This is a genomic window from Selenomonas oralis (assembly GCF_051603425.1).
GTDB lineage: Bacteria > Bacillota > Negativicutes > Selenomonadales > Selenomonadaceae > Selenomonas > Selenomonas sputigena_A.
In genome coordinates this window covers 1,417,986-1,438,257 of record NZ_CP194411.1, presented here as the reverse complement: position 1 = coordinate 1,438,257, position 20,272 = coordinate 1,417,986, and the positions used below count along the sequence as shown (strand labels likewise).

Sequence of the window (20,272 nt, the reverse complement as noted above, 5' to 3'; positions counted from 1 at the left end):
ATCCACGGAACAGACAAATCACGTTTCCTGCCTCGTCGCCTTTGCCGCCGCAAAGGCCGTGCCGCCGAAAGCAAACGCTGCGCCGAGCCAAAGCAGCCAGAGAAGCGGCTTCTCGCTGACGGATGCCGTGAGCGGCAAGCGCGCCTCTTCCTCAATGGCGGGCAGGATCTGCACCATGACCTCCTTCCTGTTCTCCGAGATGCCCACGACGCGCAGGCGGCGCTGTCCGCCAAGGACGGGAACCGCCTCCGTGCTTGCCTTCATGCCTGATGCAACAAGACTTGCTTCAAGAAGCTCCACCGTCTCGCCGTCCGTGACGGCAATATGCACGAGAAAAATCCTGCGCTCCGTATCGTCCGGATCCGGCTCTTCCTCCACGCGTTCAAGACGGTAGCCCAACTCACCTTCGAGAAGAAAGCCGCCGCGCCGCAGGACGACCTCGTGACCGACAGCGACGGGCGCGGGCGCGATATAGATATCGCCGGCCGGCCCATGGGCAATGGCAGGCTCCCTGGCCGCTTCCTCACCGCGTGCACTGAGCTTCGTCAGGGCGCGCTTTTCCTCACCGTCGACGGAAAAGACATATTCCTTTTGCCGACGGTTCTCCGCGAGTTCCATACCCCGGTAGACAATCTCATGGCCGAGAACGTGCTGCGGCTCATCCGGCAGAAACTCCAGCGTGCTGCCTGCACCTGCCGAGGAGAGCGCCATGGCAAACAACGCCATAGCTGTGCCCTGATGCGCAAGCGCCGCCGCCGGGGACAGTGCGCCGCGCCGCCAAGAGAGGCGCGAAGCGACAAGGACTGCCGCAGCAGCCGCCGCCAGAAGAAGCTCCCGCACATCGCGCAGGCCGAGCAGCAGAGCCGCCGCACCTCCAAGGACAGCGGCAAGAGCGGGCAAATGCCAGGAAGCCGCTTTTTTCTCTATGCCATAGAGGAACAGAACGCCCGGCACCATGGCAAAGAGCAGCAAAACGGCAAGGGGCGCGGTCGTCCTGAAGTAGAAACCCGTCCCGACAGCGGCGGGATCGCCCCACAAAGCGGTAATGAGCGGCATCGACATGCCGATGAAAACAATAAAAGCGATGAAGCACAGCCAAAGGCAGCCGAGCAGAAGCCAAAATTCGCGGCTTCCATGCGCCGGATACGGCTCCCCCCGCGGAAACCTCCCCGCATAGCGAACCAGCAGGACAAGCCCTGCGAGAAGAACGAAGGCATCGACGACGGCAAGGCTGAGGCCGATGCTCGTGCCGCTGAAGGAATGAACGGAAAAATCGCCCAAGAGGCCACTCCGAGCGAGAAAGGTGCCATAAAGCGCAAGCGCGTAGGCAAAAATCGCCGCCAGATGCGCCAGCGCCAAGTTCGCCGCACGCACGCGGGCAATCCTCAGAATATGGACGAGGACGCCCGCCGCCAGCCAGGGCACAAGAGAAGAGTTCTCCACGGGATCCCAGCCCCACCAGCCGCCCCAGCCGAGAACCTTGTACGCCCAAAAAGCGCCGACGAAGATGCCCGCGCCGAGGAGCGCCCAGGCGCCGAGCGACCAGCTGCGCACAAAGGAAAGCCACTCCCGAGAGTCCGGCTCATCGGAAAGAAGCGTCCCCAAAGACGCGGCATACGGAACGGCAAGAAGAGCGTACCCGAGGAAAACGAGCGGCGGATGGACGGCCATCCACGGATCCTGCAGCAGGGGATTCATGCCTGCTCCGTCCGTCGGCGCATAGCCTTCCGTCACAAAGAACGGACTGTAGAAAAGGACAAGCGCGGCGAGAAGCGACTGCAGGAAGAAGAACACCGCCAGTCCCCGGGAGGCGAGCCGCCCCCGCCATACGAGCAGCACGCCTGCCGCCGCATGGAAGAAGAGCCAGAGGAGAAACGACCCCTGCTGCCCTGCCCAAAACACAGAAATCTTATAGAGCAGCGGCAAATCCAGCGAAGAATAACTCCATACGTAATCGATATCGAAACGGTCGCTGAGGATGAGCCAGAAGAGCAGGACGCTCGCCATGAGCACGGCAAAAAACGAAGCGAGAGCCAGCGATCTCCCTGCGGATACTTTTTTTATGCCCCAGGAGAATGAAGCGCCCAAGGCGAAGATGAGGCAAAGCGAAAGAAAAACCGCGCCGATTGTCATGGCTGAAGATCCTCCTTGCCAGTTTGTCCAAGAGTCATTCCTGCCGGATGCAGGCGGCAGACGGTCCCAAAATCAACCGCCCTTCAGCTTTTCATACTTCGACGGACATTTCAAGAGCAGTCTGTCCGCCTCGAAAACGCCGTCCCTGCAGCTGCCGACAGCCACGATATGGTACGCCGAACGGAACTGGTCAGGCTCCGTTCCATGGTATCGCACCTCTATTTTTTCCCCCGCCTCATCCGAGAGCCAGAAGACGAAATCGCCGCCCTGCTGCACAGGAGGAATATCTTTCAGGAGAAGCCCCTTGACCTGCACGGATCCCCTCGCCTCCCGCGCCCCTTTGATATCGACGTAGGGCGTCAGGCTGTCGGCGAAAGCCCAACCCGCGTAACAGACAAAAACCACGACAAGACCGATGAGCATATAGCTTCTTTTCATGCCTCAACCCTCCCTTGCACCGCGAAAAAGAAGCGCGAAATAAATCAATGTCGCATCAAGAAGCCCCAGCAGGAGCACACCAAGCATGACGGGCTCCATCGCCACATGGCCGCTGCCGTTCAAAATAGGCTCGGGATGCAGCGAAAAGTAGAGGCGCGGCAGGAGGAATACGAGAAACGGCACGGTCAAAAAGGAAAACAGCGCATAGACCGCAGAGATCAGCGCACGTCCGCGGCTTTCAGGCACAGCCGCACGCAAGGTAAGATACGCTCCGTAAATCAGGATGAGGACGAAGATGGTCGTCTGGCGCGGATCCCAGTTCCACCACGCTCCCCACGACAAGCGGCTGAAAAGCGCCCCCGTCGCCGTCGCAAAGAGCACGAAGAAGAAACCGAGCTTTGCCGAGCGCGCACTGAGGCCGTCGTCCGTCATCCTGCGACATCGGAGAAACCGCAAGGCCCACCAGGCGCTCAAAAAAAACGCCAGCACAGAAATCCAAGCCGCCGGTATATGGAAAAAAATGATGCGCACATAATACCCCAGCCCCTCGGCCGGCGGCACGAGAAAAAAGACGGCGGCGAAAAGTACTGCGGTCAATATGGCGATAAGGAAGCGAAGCATGGGGAATTCTCTCCTCTCTTTGCGGCTTCCCCGTTTTCGGGGCCGCGCACGCCGCAGCAGCGGCGGCAAACTCAAAGCTCCTGCCATACGAAATCGAACAGCCAGGAAGCGCCGAGCGTCAAGATCATATCATAGAGCGCCATCACGCCGAGCAGGGAAAGCACCGGCTCGGCTGCGCCGAAGAGATCGCCCGTCAAACTCAGCGCCGGCAGGAATACGGGCAGAACGACGGGCAGCATCAGAACGGAAAAAAGCCCGTTCCTCGCCCCCGCACCGACAGCCAAAGCCGATACGATGACGCCTGCCGCCGCAATGCCCCAGATGCCGAGCAGGACGACAAGGCAGAAGACGAAAAAAGAAAGCAGCCCATCCAGGGAAAAGCCGAGGAAAAGCTGGAAAAGCACGATGTCAAAAAAGGCCAGAATCGCGAGCACGAAGAATGTATAGAGCAGCTTGCCGAGGAACACGGCCTGCGCTCCCGCATAAATGCGAAGCGCGAGCAGCGTGCCTCCGGCGGACTCATCGAGGAAAGCGCGTCCAATGCCCGCCTCCGCCGAGAAGAAAAGGACGACCCAGAGAAGCCCCGCCGCAAGACGCGGTGCAGGAGGCGCACCCCTGAGCGCGAAGGACAGGGCAGCGAGCGCCGTCAGGGAAAACATGAGCATCGACGCCCACGAAGCGCGATTCCGCAGGGCGCAGGCGGCTTCCTTACGAAAGACGAGCCTCGCCCCGCTCCAGATGGATGGTTGCATCGGCAGCCGCCTCCTCCCCCGCATCGTTTGTCGCCCAGAGCACGAGGCGCCCTTCCCCTGCCGCTTCCTGCGCCAGAGATGCAACAAGCCCGCGTCCCGCATCGTCGAGATTTGCGCCGGGTTCGTCGAGCAGCCATACGGGCGCATCCGAGGCGAGCAGTACGGCAAGTTTCAGCCTCTGCCCCATGCCCGTGGAAAAAGAAGCGGACGCCTTCCGCCAATCCTCCGCTCCCGGAAGCCCCACACGCCGAAAAAGCTGGCGCTTTTCTTCCCGTGTCAGAGAAATGCCGCGCAGCCCGAGGAAAAAAACAAGATTTTCCTCCGCTGTCAGCAACGGATAAAAAGAAAGCTCCGGCGTGAGACAGGCAATGCTCGCCTGCCAGTCTCCGCGCTCTAGCTCCGCCTCCGCCCCGCAGGCCGTGACGCGTCCTTCCGTCGGACGCAGAAGCCCTGCCGCGAGCCGCAGAAGCGTCGACTTGCCGCTGCCGTTCGCGCCGCGCACCGCGACGATCGAGCCGGGACGGAGCGTAAAGCTTAAATCGTGCAGAACCGGATGATCGGCAAAGCATATACCCGCAGCCGCAAAAGAAATCGAAACGTCATGTCCCAAACGCACCACGCTCCCCGCGGATGGCCCAAGAAAATCGCATGTATTTTTTCTTGTCGGCTCAGATTTTTTCTTATTAGCTATTATAGCATAAATATTTCCATGATTCACGGAATATTTTAATACTCCATCCAAAAGCTAGCGAGAATGAATACTGGACAGGAGCGGCAGACAGAGGATATAATAGATAAAATGATAAATGCATTAGAAAGCATCTCTGTTCGGAGGCATCATGATATGAACAAACTTTTCTTTCAGGCAGCACGGGAGACCGATCTCGCGGAAAAACGGCGCCTGTCCCGCCAATCGCAGGTACTCTCCTGGCTGCGCCTCTTCATCTTCTTTCTCCTGCTGCTCACACTGGCGGCAGCCTGGGATACGAACGCGCTCTGGCTTCTGCTGCTGGCGGCGGCGCTCGCGCTCACCTTCGCCGCCTTGCTGCGCCGCCACAACCGTCTCGGCGAGCAGCGTATCCTGCTCGAAAGCCATATCGCAACGCTTTCGAATTTTCTCGCGCGCTTTTCCTGCGAATGGCAAAGTTTCCCCGTGACCGGCAGCGAGCATCTGCGCGACGATCTGCCACAGGCGCAGGATCTGAGCCTCTTCGGACCCGCTTCCATCTACCAGTACATCTGCGCCGCACGCACAAAGGCGGGACGCGATCGGCTCGCCGCCGCGCTCTCGCCTTTTCCTCGGAACCGCACCCTGGCCAAAAAGCGTCAGGCGGCTGTAAAAGAGCTTATTGCACGCCCTTTGCTCGTCCTCGAACTGGAAGCTGCAGCTGCACTCCTGCCCAACGGGCACGATACGAAGCCGCTCCTCACCGTGCTGGGCGCCAAGAGCACCGACATGCCCATGTGCTGCCGCCCTGCGGAGCCTGCGCCCGGCACAGCGTCAGAAACGGAAAATGACGCAGCAGCTGTGTCTGACGCCCCGAATCCAACAGACGGCAACGACAACATCGAAACGGCTTCTGCCCCTGCCTTCCTGAACCAAAGGCAGCGCGCGGGCACGGCCTTCATTTCCTGGGTTCTTCCCAGCTCGCTTCTGCTTGCCCTCGTCGGCGCAGCCATGCAGCTCATCGTCTGGGAGATTCCGACTGCCATCATCCTCATCCAGCTCATCCTGAGCCTCCTCCTCGGCAAGCGCACCGCCGCCACACAGAAGCCGCTTGCAGACATGCATCGCGAGCTGCACCTTTACGAAATGCTCTTCTCCCGCCTGGAAGAGAGCACCTTCCAAAGCTCGGAGCTCAAATCCCTGCAGGAAACGCTCCACGACGGTGAGGCCACGCGTTCCCTGCGCCGTCTTGCTTCCCTTGCCGATTACGCCAACACGCGCCACAACATCATCTTCCTCCTGCTCTCGAACGCCCTTTACCTCGGGGATCTCCACTTCGCACGCCGCGTCCTCAACTGGCAGGAAAAAGCCAGCCGCCATCTCGGCAAATGGCTCGCGGTTTGGGCGGAAATCGAAGTGCTGCTGTCCCTCGCCAGCATCGGCCTCGTGCGTGAGAAATACGTCTTCCCCGAACTCCTCGAAGAAGGCGGGCCCCGCCTTGAGGCTTCCGGGCTCACACACCTATTGATTCCCGAAGAAAATGCCGTGCCGAACGGCATCGAGGCTGCAGCCGGAACACGCATCATCACCGGCTCGAACATGTCGGGCAAGACGACGTATCTCCGCACCATTGCGAGCGCCTGCGTGCTCGCCTTCGCCGGCGCCCCCGTGCCCGGGGAAGCCATGCGGCTCTCGCCGCTTTACATCTTCACCTCGATCCGCGTGACGGACGATGCAGCGCACGGCCTTTCGACCTTCTACGCTGAAATCCTGCGCATCAAAAACATGATGACCTTCAAAGAAAAGTCCCTCCCCATGCTCATCGTCATCGACGAAATCTTCAAAGGCACAAACAGCGCCGACCGCCTCGTCGGCGCTAAGGAAGCCATCCAACGGCTCACCGGTCCGCTCTTCCTGACCCTCGTCTCAACGCACGACTTCGAGCTCTGCAATATCAAGAGCGACAGCGCCCCCATCACGAACTGGCACTTCGAGGAAAGCTACGAAGACGGCAAGATCCTCTTCGACTACAAGATAAAAGAAGGGCGCTGCACAACGCGCAACGCCCAGTATCTGCTGAAAATGGCAGGAATTATGGAGTGAACTCCCCTACCCCACGACGAACTTCGCCGTGCTTCCCGCTTCGCCTTTTTCCACTTCAAGCCGCACGTCGATGCGGCTTTTCAGCTCCTCGACGTGGGAGATGATGCCGACGAGGCGGCCGCCTTTTTGCAGGTCCATCAGTGTCTTGACGGCGAGGTCGAGCGTCTCGGAGTCGAGCGTGCCGAAGCCCTCGTCGATGAAGATGGTATCGAGGCGGATGCCGCCGGCTTAGCTTGTGATGACATCAGCGAGGCCAAGCGCGAGGGCGAGAGCGGCGAGGAAGGATTCGCCGCCGGATTTCACGCATCCTGCTTAAACAATTCTTCTATCTTCTGCCGCTCACCGCAACACATATCGCCATGGACGGCACAACCATCTTTTCAGCGCCACAATCGCCATCATGGCACCGACAGCAATACCCATGCCCTTCGCCTCTATCGTAAATTCTTCAAGTCACTCCATGCCCCTGCTCCTCTGCATCAAATATATCAAACGCCTGCAAAGTTCTCTGCATCTCTTCCAGAGAACTCCAATCGATCATGTCAAAGACTGCCTGCTGTTTTTGATACATGCGTGTCGGTGCGGCAACGGCAAAGAATACAGCCAATGGTGCCTTCACCTGTTCAGCTCTTGATGCCAAATATTCCTTGGGAAGCCGTACTTGATTTTGCATTAACTCATCAATAAACTCTCGCGATTGCTGCGCAAGATACTCGCTGCCCGCCTTCTTCTCCAAAGCAGACAAAAGCAATGTTTCCAAAGCGCCATTCTCCTCCAGCGGGATGCTCAAAAAGAGCAATTCAACGGCTACTAAACGTCCTACCATATCTGTGTTTTGTATGCCTTGACACCAATTCCCTTCCTGCAATGTCGGCATTCGACTCCAATCATTCAGATCTTCCAGGACTTGATTGAGGTTTTGCAGCAGGTTGTTTTTTTCACGGTCACTGTCATGATCGGCAATCACAGCAATATGCGTGAATTGATTCTCATCATCCGTATTCACGTGATTCACTCGCAGGACATCCTCCAAAGCCGTACAAAAATTCGTGCACCCGCCTACCATCTGAATTGTCAGGTTCATTTTATCTTTCACATACTGAAAAGCACGTCTAGTATCATTCGCACATTTCGTTCCCTTTACAAAAGAAAAGCCGAAGCGATAATGAAAATATTGGCTCAGAACGATACCATCCGATTCCCCTTCACAGAGTATCATGGCATTCATCGTCTCAGCTCCAATCCATTTTTTCTCGCCCACAGAGCCTCTTCCCCGTCCATAATGCGATGCGTGATTCCTTTCTCGTCTTGGCGCAACGTGATGATGCGAACCTCCTTAGTCAAGCAATCACCACCACGCTTCTTCGCTGCCGCCAAAAGTGTATCCATATATTCTATGTTATGCGTTGTCATAAACAACTGGTTGTTGTATGCGTTTGCATAGTTGAAAAGATTCTTGCTCAATTGCTCTTGCGCCTCATGATGGAAACCGCTGTCAATCTCTTCAAAACAATGAATGGCATTACGAAAAGATAACATCCCACCTAATACAGTATACCAACGGCGAACACCATCGCCCATTGCATAGAGCGGAATGTGTTCCCCGTTGCTCATCAAAAACGAAATTGGAGACTCTGAACCATCTGGAAAGGGGATGTTCTCTATTTTCTCGATTTCCAGATTCTTGAACGATTGGTTCAATTCATCGACAAAGTTATCAATTTTATTCTCTCTGCTCATTTGCGAATAGATTCTCCGATTATCCCGCTCTATCCTGTGAGATAAAATATCATTGAATCGTGCTAAGAGCAACGGTCGCTGATTTTTTTCCTCAGCAATATCCGGTACTGCAATCTGATATAAAACTTCCTCATTATCGACCATAATCTTCCATGTGCCTATCACTTGTCGGCGGAGTTGTATACTGAACCCGTTGCCGGACTGCATCTGGATATTTGGCACATCGATGATGGATGGCTCAGGATTGCCAATCCCCCCCATATGCTTTGGAAAAAACTCCTCAAATATTTCGCCCGGAGAAAACAGATGCTCTACGGTGTGTCTTTCATCATCCACCTCCGCAGCAAACGAAAAAGCCAGGCTTTGTGGATTTTTTTTCATCATAAAAGACTGCAAAATCATATCAGCAAAACTGTACGCTGAAGAGACTACGTTCGATGGCAAGCTCATCATATCATGCCGACGATGCAGGATCGCCATATGGGCAAACGGCAAAAAACTTTTACCGCAACAAAAGGCTAAGAGCGCTTCCAGCAAGGTTGTTTTTCCAACATTATTCCGTCCAACGAAAAGGTTGACTCGCCCGAAGTCTTTCATCTGTATGTGTTCAAATCTTTTAAATCCATGGATCTCTATACTTCTGATCATATCTCGCGCCTCCTTGGAGTCGTTTTATTCTACGGCTTCATTATATCCTACATTCCCCTGTATTAAAAGCGCAGGTGGTCTATCCTCTATATAGCTAAACGACAAAGATCTCAAAATATCGCCTCATAGCACTGGCGTTTATATGTCCATTCAGATATTGCTTTCGTACTGCCTCTTGAATCTTTTTTCGTACTCGTACATTTTCTCCAATCGTTTTTAATAAATTTTCCGCGCACCGTGCAAGCCAATCAACATTAAAATTTGCATAATCAAAGTTCTCCCAATCGAATATCCAATCATAAAAAGATATGCCACTCTTTTGAACGAACTCGCGTGCTTTATCTTTCTGCTTAAAACATCCACTCAAATTGGCATTCGTAATATACACTAAGGCATTCTCATACTGGCTAGGATATCCTTTACCACGATCATCCTCAATCGTTTTTGCAAAATCAAAAAATGCCTCTTCTAATTTAACGGTAGATTTCAATATTCCAGATCGGAGCAATCGGCAGAACAATTCCATGGCAGCAATATCCCATTCCCATTTCTTTTTTCCTGCCAAAGAGCGAATGCCTCTTCTTGCCGCTCCATCAACGTAAGGATAAAGGACATCCAACACATAAAGATATTTTTCCTGCATCAACGAGGATATATGTTCGCTCGCGAATTTTTCATTTCGTATGCCCTTATACAGGGATAGTCCATGTGAAAGAACCAGACACGCTCCATTTTTGTCAATCCTCCCACCACCAATAATCGCTTGCAATATCGAATCAAGATATTCATGCAGCAGAGATATGCACTCTTCGTGCTCTTTACTAATACACTTCTGACGAGCAATTCGTGAAAAAAGATTAGCTACTTTGTTTGCTCTTGAACGAAAATCAATGCCAGAAACACGCTGTGTTAACTCATGCAAAATCATTGCAATCAGCTCAGTTGTCAACGGTATGTAATACAGCAAGATCAAAATCTTTTCAAAGATTTCATTCCTTTGCATGCCGTCCAATTGTTGAATATTGTTTAAAATGCATTTCAGTCGTTCTTGCCCATCCTGAGCAACAGAAATCAGATCCATATCGGCTTTTGACAATCTCCGCTCCATATTTTCCGCAGGGCAATAGCGAAGAATAAAAAACACATCATCCCCCGTAAGTTCCGATACTTTAATATTCCCACACTCGCCAATAGGCAACGCGCCCTTTTCTGAAGGTATGTCTGGTGTTGTGATCGTAGTCAGCACCGTCTGCGCATATAATTGGAGACTGCGTGAAAATTCACGATAGCGATCAACAAAAACATAGTTTTTTATAACATAAGACCAGCTATCCACCACCTGTTGCCACAGCTGCGAAATGCTCGGTGTTTTAACATACATGACATAAGAGGTTTGCGCTTCTTCCTCGGCTTCTTCCGATTTATCATGAGCTGAGATGAAGTCTATATAAAATAATTGCATGGTATATAGTTCTCTCAAAAATTCATTCTGAGCGTATCCTATCTGCGGCAAGCTATAGAAGATTTTGTCTAAATTGATATTTGCCGCTTCTTTTTGTATCCTTTTGCCATCTTCACTTGTACATCCTGGAGAAACTCCTTGACTAATCATATTAGCCAAATATTTTTGATTCATCTGAGTAATAAAATACCAGACAAATTTCTCCTGTTGATAAAAGCCCATCGCCGCTTTCTGTAGGTACTCATAAGCTTCGGCATATTCAAGCAAATGATAAGACAACGCGGCTTGCTCCATATACAACAATGGATTTCGCTCCGATAAAAGTTTTTTATTTTTATGCCTGAACCTTCTTAGTTCAGCCATATTATAGCTCATGACAGCACGCATAATTCTATCGGCAGAAATCGCCCTTTGTCGAAGAATCTCTGTCTCATCAGGTATTTTCATGACATGCTCGCGATCTGCTGAGGCAGCTAGGAAATACGCGCTGCTTTTCACGAGTACTTCATAAATCGATTGATACTTCTCAATATCTTTCTCAGGCACTTCATATCGTTCTCTAAACAAGGCAACCTGTTCAGCAGCAATGGCACGGATGCCATCTAAAATCTCTCGCCCCTTGTCACGGGCATCATCCATCATGATCTTATTATCATTCAAATGAACCCCGATTAAACGAAATGCTCTTTCTATGTACTTCAAGTGAACGTAATTCATATCTTGAAATGGTATAAGAAATTGATATACCTTGTCGAGTTCGCTAATATCTTCTTCCTTTCTTAAAAATTTCAACATTCTCAAAGTTCGTTCTTCATTTTTTAACTTCTTATAATCAGTGATTTTGCGTGCAGCATAGAGCAATTCTATCCCAAACGCCTTAAAATAATTGACCTCCATCTCAGAATACGGTCGATCCGCTACAATCATATAAGAGCGCGGCATATCGCGTCCCAATATCTCCTTGACCCATGAAAATATTTGTTTCAAATCCGGATCATTGAAAGAATATCCAATAAATACAAGCGTATTACCCGCAATCAACGCCTTGATATATGCTGTCAACAAGCGAAAGTTCTGTGCATAGTTCAGATAATCTTCTTCCTTGAGAACAAAATTATCGTGCCCAAAGTCGCCATGCATTTTTATGATTTTACTTTCTGCAAACCCATAGACCAAATCACTATCACGACTAATTACATCTACAACGCGATAAGTAGCTTTAGCGGCTTCCTCTAATAAATAGTCGTAATTGGTTGTCACAATCGTACTGACTTGAAACTTGAAAATTTCATGATGTATATCATTCGGAGACAACGTCTTTTTATGCTTAAAAACTTCCCTCATCAAACGTGTGTAATCACGTTTTCCGTACTGCACATAATAGTATTGAGGAACTTTCAGGAAATCGTCTTGCGGCGCAACATCCATCCGTTCCTTGATAATCTCTATGGCTTCCTTCCATGATGGCATACCTGACGGAATCGACGCTCCTGCCCCAACAAAGAAGACCAGTCTCTTATCGCGTTCCGCTTGTTGAATCAATCGACGCTCTTCATTGTATACCTTATCTACATACTGATCTTGATCCATGGTATCCCTCTCCTCTTATTGATTCCACATAGACACCAAAATAGCAACGGCAGCACCCCATACCTACCCCACGACGAATTTCGCCGTGCTTCCCGCTTCGCCTTTTTCCACTTCAAGCCGCACGTCGATGCGGCTTTTCAGCTCCTCGACGTGGGAGATGATGCCGACGAGGCGGCCGCCTTTTTGCAGGTCCATCAGTGTCTTGACGGCGAGGTCGAGCGTCTCGGAGTCGAGCGTGCCGAAGCCCTCGTCGATGAAGATGGTATCGAGGCGGATGCCGCCGGCGTAGCTTGTGATGACATCAGCGAGGCCAAGCGCGAGGGCGAGAGCGGCGAGGAAGGATTCGCCGCCGGAAAGCGTCGCCATGGGGCGTGCGTAGCCCGTGTTCTCGTCAAAGACTTCCAGCTCGAGTCCCGCGGGCCCTCGCCTATCGATGACGCCTTCCCTTCGTTCCAGGCGGTACTGCCCGTGCGTCATGCGCAAAAGGCGCTGATTCGCCGCATCCGTCACGTCGCCGAGGATCGAGCGCAGAACATACGTCTGGAAGTGCATGCGATGGGGATTCTGGCCTGCAGCGACCTCCGCCAGCCTCCCTGCCGTGCTGTAGACGCGCTCAAGCTCTGCCGCTTCGTCAGCAAGCTTCTGCAGGTCTTCTTCCCGCGCCCTGCGCGCCTTGATCTCCTGCGCCAAGGCGGCAGCCTCGCGCGTACGCGTGCTCCACGAAAGCGCCGCCTCATCTTTCGCCGCTTTCAGCTTGGCGAGGTCGGGTTTCGCAATGCCTGCCGCCTCAAGGGCGGCTTTTTTTTCTGCCTGCACGAATGACGCTTCATCATTTTCGTAAGCACGGATGCGCTTTGCCACTTTGTCGCGCCCTTCCGAAGTGGCAAAAGGTCCCGTGAGCACGGCGCGAAAGGCCGCTTCGTCAGCGAATCCCGCACGCGCAAGCCTCTCGGCAAAAGCCGCCCCGCTCTTTCGCGCTTCTTTCTGCGCACGCATCGCCGCGTCTTGCGCTGCCTCGGCGGCGGCGCGGGCAGCGGCGAGCGTCTTTTCCGCCCGCGCCAATCCCTCGCGCGCCGCCTCAAGCGCGTTCTCCCGCGCAGCGACATCGCGCTTCACCGCCGCCAGCGCCGCCTCAAGCGCCTTCGGCTCACGGTACTCCTCAGGCAGCGCCGCACGCTTTTCCTGCAGTGCGCCCGCGGCCTGCGCCGCCTCGCCCTTGGCCGCCTCCGCGCTCTTCGCCGCCTCTTTTTCCGCGGCTTCGGTCTGCATGAGCTTCGCGTCAAGCGCTTCGCGTTCAGCGGCGGCTTCCTGCTGTGCCTGCACAGCCGCCTGCGCCGCCTTGACCTCCGCCTGCAGAGAGGCGATCTCGGCCGCGAGACGCCCTGCGTCCCCGCCTGCCTGCAGCAGCTCCTTTTCCGCCGCCGCAAGCTCGCCCTTGACCGCAGCGAGATCGGCTTGTGCCGCCGCCATCGCCTTTTCCGCCTCCTCGCGCGCCTTTTCCGCTTTTTCCGCCTCTTGCCGCGCGTGCTCCACCTCCGCCTTTTCCGGCACGACGGCCTCGCTCAGAGCCGGCTGCGGATGCGCCGTCGAGCCGCATACAGGGCAGGCTTTCCCATCGACAAGGCCACGCGCCAGGAGCGCCGCCTGCCCCTCCATGTAGACGAGCTCCAAGGCGCGTTGGCTCTTTCGCTTCGCCTCCAGCGCCTGAAGCGCCTGCGCCGCCTTTTTGCGTGCGCTCTCGGCCGTTTTTTCCGCCTGTGCTGCATGCGTTTTCAAGACGGCATGACGTTCGAACGCGGCGCGCTCCTTTTCCTTCTGCGCCAATGCCAAGGTAAGGCCTTCGACTTTTGCCGCCTGTCCGGCAAGCTCCTTCTCACGCGTGTCAAGTGCGCGAAGCGCGGCGGAGGCAGCTTCCTGCGCCGCCTTCGCCTTTTCTGCCGCTGCCGTCGCCTGCCGTGCCGCTTCCTCACGGAGCTTCGCGCGCTCTGCCGTCTCTTCCAGCTCCTTGGCCAGCACGCCGTACTCCGCGAGTTTGCGTGCCTTCTCCTTGCGCTCCGCAAGCTCTCCTTCGCGTTCTTTCTCGCGCATCTCCGTTTCCGCGGCACGCTTCTGGGCGTCCTCCGCCTGCCCGCGCCTCTTTTCCGCAGCTTCACGCTCAGCCTCGCGCGCCTTCATCGCTTCGCGGTCGCGCGCCGCACCGTTCGCCGCGTCCTCCAGCTGCGCCGCACGCTCCGCCTCGCCAAGCTGCGCACGGAAACGCTCAACATCGGAGCGCTTCTTCTCGTGCTCGGCAAGATCGTTTCGCGCTTTTTCCAGACGCGTCAGGAGTTCGGCTTCACGGATTCCTTTCTGTTCCGCCGCCTGCGCCGCCTCATGCTTTTCCCTTGCGTCTTCCGCCTGCTTTTCTATAGCGGTGAGCGACTTCTCCTTCTCTTCGCTCACAGCCTTGTGCGCTTCAAGCGTCTCGGCTTCGCCGGCCGCGAGCAGCGCTCCCTCCTGCGCCTTGATCTCCTTCCTGCGCGCTTCCACTTCCTTTGTGCGCAGCTTCAGCAGTTCCTCCAGGCGGCGGTAGCGCTCCGTCTTGAAGAGCATCGCTAGAAGCTTCTCGCGATCGCTCACCTTCGCCGTCAAGAGGTCGCGGAACGCGCCCTGCGGCAGCAGAACGACCTGACGGAACTCGCCGGGGCCGAACCCCAGAAGCTCCGTCATCTTCTGCGTCACGGTCACGGCGTTCTGCGCAAGCACGCGCTCTTCCTCCGCCTCGACCTGCCAGAGCATCGCCGAAGTCTGCACCGTCGTCATGCCCGAGCCGTCCCGCTTCAGCCGATCATAGGTCGGCGTGCGGCAGATATGATACTTCCGATCGCCCAGAGCGAAGACGAAATCGACGCTCGTCCTCGCCTCGCGCGGCGCTTCGTCCGTGCGCATCATCGTGCCCGTGCGCCCCTCCATGCTCACCTCGCCGTAGAAGGCGAAGCAGATGGCGTCGAGCAGTGTCGTCTTGCCCGATCCCGTGCGCCCGTGGATGAGGAAAAAGCTGCGTCCGCCAAGCTCCGTGAAATCGACGACCGTCTTCTTCCCATACGAGCCGAACGCTTCCAAAGTCAATCGCAGCGGCCTCATATCTTCGCCTCCCTTTCCTCGCGCAAGAGTTCCGCAAGCGCTTCATGCAGCGCCTTCTCCTGCGCTTCATCCAGTTTCTTGCCCGTCATATCGGCAAAAAATTCGCTGAAGAGCACATCGTCGGGACGGCCGAGTTTTTCCCTGCCCTGTTCGCGCAGGATGCCCGCCTGCTCCATAAGGCCGGGGCGCGTGACCTGCAGGAGGTTCGGGTAAACGGCCCTGAGCTTGCCGTTCGCGTCGAGCACGGGCCCCTCGTCCATAAGCTCAACGGCGATGTAGTCCTCGCTCTTGGGAAAACGTTCGCGGTCCCCGAGGATCTCCTCAAGCGTGCCGCGCACGACGGCGAGGTCATGCGGCGCGGCGAGGGGAACTTCCTCGACGCTTACCGTGCCGTCGGCGGCGAGATCGACGATGGTCACGCCCTTCCTCTGGCCCGCCTCACTGAACGAATACTTCATGAGCGAACCGGAATAGCGGATGTTTTCCGCACCCGCCCTCTGCGGCGCGTGCAGATGCCCGAGCGCCGTGTAGGAAAAGGGCGCGAAGCACGCAGGACTCACGCTGTCCGAACCGCCGACGGAAAGAGGACGTTCTGAATCCGACGATGCGCCGCCCGCGATAAAGGCGTGGGCGACGGCGACGCTGCGGCAGCGCTCGGGCACGAGCGCCGCCGCACGCGCCACAGTGAACGAGGTCGCCTCGTCGAAGCCCATGAGCTCCTGCGCCGCCTCGCCGTAAGCGAAGCGCACCGTCGCCGGCTCCATATAGGGCAGGAGCGAAAAGGCGACCTTGCCGTGCGCATCATCGAGGATGATGGGAGGCGCATCGGCCTGCAGCTGCCCCGCGACAAAAACGCCGCCCCCTGCAAGGAGGCGGCTGCCAAAACCGAGACGTGCAGCGCTGTCATGGTTGCCCGCGATATAGATCACCTTGAGCTTTTCTTCGAGCAAAAGGCGCGAAAGCGTGTCGTCGAAGAGCTCAACCGCCTCGACGGGCGGCACGGCGCGATCGTAGATGTCGCCCGCGATGACGACGGCTTCGGCGCACGCGTCCTTGGCGAGCCGCACAAGCTCGTCAAGGACGTGCGCCTGATCATCCGTCAGATGGCGGCCGAAGAAGAGCCGTCCGAGATGCCAATCGGCGGTATGAATAAAGCGCATGGAAATTTTTCCTTTCTATCTGCTTCTATTTCTCCTTCCCTGCGGGAAAGAATACGCGCAGCATCTCTGCGGATGTCGGCTTGCCGAGATATGTGCCGAGCAGGAAGAACGCGAGGGAAGACGAAAGCCCCAGTACGATGGGATGAAGTCCGAATACATGAATCTTCAGCGCCTGCGCCGCGCAGTAGACGACGGTACCACCCGCCATCGAGAGCATCGCGCCCGTCTTGTTGGCGCGCCGCCAGTAAAGGCCGAAGAGCATGACCCAGAGGAATGCCGTCTCAAGGCCGCCGAAGGCAAACATGTTGATGAGCCAAATGAGGTTCGGCGGCGAGGCCGCAAGGATAAAGACGAGCGCACCGATGATGACGGTCGACGCTATGGACAAAAAGCGCAGGCGGCGCATCGAAGGAACGATGCCCTTCTTCATTTTCTCGTGCATGTAGACGTCCTTGATGATCGCAGACGAGGCGACGATCAGAAGCCCCGAGATGGTCGAGATCGAGGCCGCCAGGGGACCGATGATGGCGATGCTCGCGAGTTCGGGCGGCATCGAGCGCGCGATCGCCTGCGGGATGATGTTGTCGACCGTGCCGTAGTCCGTCACGGGACCCGTCAGGACGCCGTGCGCGAGGATGCCCGTGAAGTTGATGCCGATGTTCATAAAGCCGATGACGAAGGTGCCGATGAGCATCGCCTGATGCAGTCCGCGCGTATCGCGGTAGCTGATGCCGCGCACGACGGACTGCGGCAGCGCGATCGTGCAGATGCCGACGAGCAGCCACTGCGTGAAGTAGAGGCCGAGCGGCATATTGCCGGCAGACAGAGGCTCCAGCATCGCCGGATGGTCACGCTCGATCGTCTCCAAAATCGCCCAGTAACCGCCGCCCGCATCGAGCACGAAGTAAAAGAGCAGCACGATGCCGATCATCATCATGACGGCACAGAGCGTATCGGTCAGCGCGACGGCGCGGAAGCCGCCGATCGCCGTGTAGATGACGACGACGGCGCCGAAGAGCACGAGCCCCGTGAAGTAGCCGTAGCCCGTGACCGCCTCGAAGAGCTTCGCCCCGCCGACGAACTGCGCCGTCATCGTGCCGAGGAAGAACAGCACGATGACGAAGGCGGAAAGGTTCGCGAGCGCATCCGAGCCGAAGCGCGCGCGGATGATGTCGACGATGGTCACGGCGTCAAGCCGGCGCGAAAGCAAAGCGACGCGCTTGCCGAAGATGCCGAGCACGAGGAAGATCGCCGTGACCTGCACGACCGCCATGTAGATCCAGCCAAAGCCGACCTTCCACGCCATGCCCGGCCCGCCGACAAACGAGCTGACGGAGCTGTACGTCGCGACCGTCGTCATGGCGAGCACGAAGCCGCCGATCGCTCGGTTGCCGATGAAATACTGCGAGACGAAGCCCGCACCGCCCTTTTCGCGGCGCACGCGCACGGCGAAACTGACGGCGAGCATAAGCCCCATGAAAGCGAGGAGCGGCACGAGGACGCTGAGCTTTTCCATCACGCCTTGCCCCCCTTCCGTGCCTCTTCGTCGTCAAGCGGCATGTCGCGGAAGACGAAGCGCAGCAAGAGGGCAACGATGAGCATCGCCATCGTCCATGTGCCGAACGTGCCCAAAACGACCCAGAGCGGCAGCCCTGCAATGCGGATCCCATTGTCGAGGAAATTCGCCGTGCCGAAGCCGGCCAAGATCCAGTAGACGATGAGCGCGGCGAGTGCCAGTCCTGTGGCTATGGCCTCGCGCTTTACCTGGCGGTACTTCTCTTTGTTTGTCATGGTATTCGATTTTCCTTTCCGAAAAACGTATCAGCGGGAAACCCCGTCTGATCGATAAACGAAAAGAGCCTGCCCCTGCACGGAACAAGCTCCTTTTCCGGCTCTTTTCTATTCTTCACCCATGTCCTTTTTTCCTGCTTCTTTTTTCTTCCTGAGCTCCACGCTCTCCGCTCCCTGCGTGACGGCCAGGCTTCGCTCCAGGCTGCCCGGGCCTTCCCGCTCCACGCGGTTGCGGCCATGCGACTTTGCCTGATAGAGCGCATCGTCCGCACGCTTCAGGAAGGCCGCCGACGTGTCGCGCGCCGCACCGTGCCACATCGCCACGCCGATGCTGCACTGGATGGACTGATAGCGGCAAATGGGCGCGGCGGCGATTTTCTCCCGCAGCCCGTCGGCAAATTCCGCCGCTTCCTGCAGCGTATAATGCAGGCAGAGGATGATGAACTCCTCGCCGCCCCAGCGGAACAAAATATGGCGGCGATCCAATACGCCGCGCAGTTCCTGTGCAAGCCTGATGAGCACGCGGTCTCCCTCATCGTGGCCGTAGCTGTCATTGATCTTCTTGAAAAAGTCGATGTCGAGCATCAGCAGAGCAAGGCTGCCGTCCGTCCGTTCCGCGACCTGCACCCATTCGCAGAAGGAGCTGGGAAACTTATATCGATTAAAGCATTTTGTCAGCGGATCGATCTGCGCCCTTTCCTTCGCCTCCATAATCTCATGCTCCAACGATGCCTGCAGAGCCTCGCTGCGCACTTCATCACGGATGCGCATGCGTATGATGCTGAGGATGAGGAACACGATGGAGAGCAGGGCAAACGGCGTGAGGTACATATTCCACGAAAACAGCCGGTAATAGAACCAAAGGCCGTCAAAAAGCCCCAGGGGACAGACGACAAAGACCGGCACGAGGGCTATGCGGCAGTAAGCATTGCCGTTTTTCGCCTCGCACCAAAGGAGCCAGCCTGCCCAGGGCGCCAGGATTGCCACCAGCGGATAGTAGAGCGCCATATTGTAAAAGATCATGCCGCGCGAGAAAATGATTTCTCCCAGGAGCGAAACAAACAGCAGCAGGACGAACGGCAGGGCCAATAGGCGCATCGTGCGCCGCGGCTTGACGGGAAAAAGCTCCGCAAAGAAGAGGAAGGCGAAGACGGGAAAGCCGTAGATCGCCGGAAGCTGCAGATACCACCAAAAAGCCGCCCAATCCAGAACGAAAGACTTGACGTTCGACGCGCTGATCATCCAAACCCCATAATTCAGCAAAAAGAGCAGCAGAAAGAGGTAAGCGCGCCGCCGATGGCGCAGCGTGAGGCCGTAAAGGCCGACGATTGCGCTCAGCATGAAGACGAGTGACAGACCGAACACAAACGGGATATCGTAGAAAAACAGATCGGAAACGCTGGTCCGCATGTCGCGCAGATACATATGCCTAAAGATGCCGAGATGCGTCAAGTCGAAGGAGTGGAGACCGAAAACAAGGCTCTTTCCCGCATATCCCTCCGGCATCGGAACCAAGTGCCAGCGCTCCCCGTAATTATAGGTGCCGTCCTCCATCGAGCCGTATTCATAGATGAGCTTTCCGTCAATCCAGACGCGCACGGCCTGGTTTGTCGTAGTGAAGAAGAGCGCCATGCCGCTCTTCCCATCCTCCGGCAAACGCGTCGCCAGCCAGACATAGCGCGTATCCGCAGCAAGCGTCGGAGGCGAAGGGAATGCAAGATGCTGCCAGCCTTCCGGAGCCGTCCCCCCGTGGCCGGCTGCTCTGAAAAACGCCGCCGCCGTCTCCTCATCGGGAGGCGCCGCCCCCTGCCAGTAAATCCAATCCGACGGCACCTCGATTTCCGCCAGGGGCGCCTTCCAACCGAATACGCCGTTGGCTGCTTCAGCACGGGGCATGGGCATCGGGGCGCAAAGGAGGAAATACGCCAACGCCAAAACAAGCGTAAAAAGCCCTGCGATGCCGCTTTTCTTTTCCATGTTCCCCACCTCCCGCTTCATCGATTGCCGTCGTCCGATCTTTCAAGGCCAGGCACGGCTGCAAAAT

The 20,272-nt window shown here is 56.3% G+C and carries 14 protein-coding genes and 1 pseudogene; 1 reads left to right on the top strand and 14 read right to left on the bottom strand.

The features are described 5' to 3' along the window. Positions 1 to 18: 18 nt before the first annotated feature. The 5 genes from ccsA to ACRTGH_RS06870 form a co-directional block, all read right to left on the bottom strand. A complete protein-coding gene (gene ccsA / locus ACRTGH_RS06890) occupies positions 19 to 2,133 on the bottom strand; it encodes a cytochrome c biogenesis protein CcsA (RefSeq protein WP_368846618.1) in 2,115 nt (704 codons plus the stop codon). 72 nt (positions 2,134 to 2,205) lie between these two features. Next, complete coding sequence (locus ACRTGH_RS06885) at positions 2,206 to 2,571, bottom strand: cytochrome c maturation protein CcmE domain-containing protein (protein ID WP_368846619.1); 366 nt, start codon at positions 2,569 to 2,571, stop codon at positions 2,206 to 2,208. 3 nt (positions 2,572 to 2,574) lie between these two features. Next, positions 2,575 to 3,249, bottom strand: a complete 675-nt coding sequence (locus ACRTGH_RS06880) for a cytochrome c biogenesis protein (RefSeq protein ID WP_488657293.1) — start codon at positions 3,247 to 3,249, stop codon at positions 2,575 to 2,577. Positions 3,250 to 3,263: 14 nt separating this feature from the next. Next, the gene (locus ACRTGH_RS06875) at positions 3,264 to 3,944 is read right to left on the bottom strand and encodes a heme exporter protein CcmB (protein WP_368846621.1); all 681 of its coding nucleotides are present in this window, start codon (positions 3,942 to 3,944) and stop codon (positions 3,264 to 3,266) included. Continuing rightward, positions 3,901 to 4,560 (bottom strand): ABC transporter ATP-binding protein, encoded by a 660-nt coding sequence (locus ACRTGH_RS06870; RefSeq protein ID WP_368846712.1) that lies wholly within the window; start codon positions 4,558 to 4,560, stop codon positions 3,901 to 3,903. The genes ACRTGH_RS06875 and ACRTGH_RS06870 overlap by 44 nt, the downstream gene beginning before the upstream one ends. A gap of 228 nt (positions 4,561 to 4,788) precedes the next feature. On the opposite strand from ACRTGH_RS06870, the gene ACRTGH_RS06865 reads away from it, so the two are divergent. Further along, a complete protein-coding gene (locus ACRTGH_RS06865; RefSeq protein WP_368846622.1) occupies positions 4,789 to 6,714 on the top strand; it encodes a MutS-related protein in 1,926 nt (641 codons plus the stop codon). A gap of 6 nt (positions 6,715 to 6,720) precedes the next feature. On the opposite strand, the pseudogene ACRTGH_RS06860 reads toward ACRTGH_RS06865, so the two are convergent. The 9 genes and pseudogenes from ACRTGH_RS06860 to ACRTGH_RS06820 all read right to left on the bottom strand — a co-directional run. After that, positions 6,721 to 7,011: pseudogene (locus ACRTGH_RS06860) on the bottom strand (SbcC/MukB-like Walker B domain-containing protein); the annotation flags it as partial. Between the two features lie 151 nt (positions 7,012 to 7,162). Beyond that, entirely contained in the window at positions 7,163 to 7,975 is an 813-nt protein-coding gene (locus tag ACRTGH_RS06855) for a hypothetical protein (protein ID WP_368846624.1), read from the bottom strand. Next, on the bottom strand, positions 7,939 to 9,102 hold the full coding sequence (locus ACRTGH_RS06850; RefSeq protein ID WP_368846625.1) for an AAA family ATPase: 1,164 nt from the start codon (positions 9,100 to 9,102) through the stop codon (positions 7,939 to 7,941). Before ACRTGH_RS06850 ends, ACRTGH_RS06855 begins: the two co-directional genes overlap by 37 nt. Before the next feature lie 94 nt (positions 9,103 to 9,196). Further along, complete coding sequence (locus tag ACRTGH_RS06845) at positions 9,197 to 12,154, bottom strand: SIR2 family protein (RefSeq protein ID WP_368846626.1); 2,958 nt, start codon at positions 12,152 to 12,154, stop codon at positions 9,197 to 9,199. A gap of 63 nt (positions 12,155 to 12,217) precedes the next feature. Then, positions 12,218 to 15,277, bottom strand: a complete 3,060-nt coding sequence (locus ACRTGH_RS06840) for an AAA family ATPase (RefSeq protein ID WP_368846627.1) — start codon at positions 15,275 to 15,277, stop codon at positions 12,218 to 12,220. Further along, a complete protein-coding gene (locus ACRTGH_RS06835; protein WP_368846628.1) occupies positions 15,274 to 16,437 on the bottom strand; it encodes an exonuclease SbcCD subunit D in 1,164 nt (387 codons plus the stop codon). Before ACRTGH_RS06835 ends, ACRTGH_RS06840 begins: the two co-directional genes overlap by 4 nt. Before the next feature lie 25 nt (positions 16,438 to 16,462). Then, entirely contained in the window at positions 16,463 to 17,953 is a 1,491-nt protein-coding gene (panF, locus tag ACRTGH_RS06830; protein ID WP_368846713.1) for a sodium/pantothenate symporter, read from the bottom strand. Beyond that, positions 17,953 to 18,228, bottom strand: a complete 276-nt coding sequence (locus ACRTGH_RS06825; RefSeq protein WP_368846629.1) for a YhdT family protein — start codon at positions 18,226 to 18,228, stop codon at positions 17,953 to 17,955. The genes panF and ACRTGH_RS06825 overlap by 1 nt, the downstream gene beginning before the upstream one ends. Positions 18,229 to 18,336: 108 nt before the next feature. Then, positions 18,337 to 20,205 (bottom strand): GGDEF domain-containing protein, encoded by a 1,869-nt coding sequence (locus tag ACRTGH_RS06820; protein WP_368846630.1) that lies wholly within the window; start codon positions 20,203 to 20,205, stop codon positions 18,337 to 18,339. Between the last annotated feature and the right edge of the window lie 67 nt (positions 20,206 to 20,272).

Bases quoted from the DNA above. Each gene is read 5' to 3' on its own strand.
- ACRTGH_RS06865 (WP_368846622.1), top strand. From the start codon at position 4,789: ATGAACAAACTTTTCTTTCAGGCAGCACGGGAGACCGATCTCGCGGAA.
- ACRTGH_RS06875 (WP_368846621.1), bottom strand. From the start codon at position 3,944: ATGCAACCATCCATCTGGAGCGGGGCGAGGCTCGTCTTTCGTAAGGAA.
- ccsA (WP_368846618.1), bottom strand. From the start codon at position 2,133: ATGACAATCGGCGCGGTTTTTCTTTCGCTTTGCCTCATCTTCGCCTTG.
- panF (WP_368846713.1), bottom strand. From the start codon at position 17,953: ATGGAAAAGCTCAGCGTCCTCGTGCCGCTCCTCGCTTTCATGGGGCTT.
- ACRTGH_RS06850 (WP_368846625.1), bottom strand. From the start codon at position 9,102: ATGATCAGAAGTATAGAGATCCATGGATTTAAAAGATTTGAACACATA.
- ACRTGH_RS06845 (WP_368846626.1), bottom strand. From the start codon at position 12,154: ATGGATCAAGATCAGTATGTAGATAAGGTATACAATGAAGAGCGTCGA.
- ACRTGH_RS06885 (WP_368846619.1), bottom strand. From the start codon at position 2,571: ATGAAAAGAAGCTATATGCTCATCGGTCTTGTCGTGGTTTTTGTCTGT.
- ACRTGH_RS06820 (WP_368846630.1), bottom strand. From the start codon at position 20,205: ATGGAAAAGAAAAGCGGCATCGCAGGGCTTTTTACGCTTGTTTTGGCG.
- ACRTGH_RS06840 (WP_368846627.1), bottom strand. From the start codon at position 15,277: ATGAGGCCGCTGCGATTGACTTTGGAAGCGTTCGGCTCGTATGGGAAG.
- ACRTGH_RS06825 (WP_368846629.1), bottom strand. From the start codon at position 18,228: ATGACAAACAAAGAGAAGTACCGCCAGGTAAAGCGCGAGGCCATAGCC.
- ACRTGH_RS06835 (WP_368846628.1), bottom strand. From the start codon at position 16,437: ATGCGCTTTATTCATACCGCCGATTGGCATCTCGGACGGCTCTTCTTC.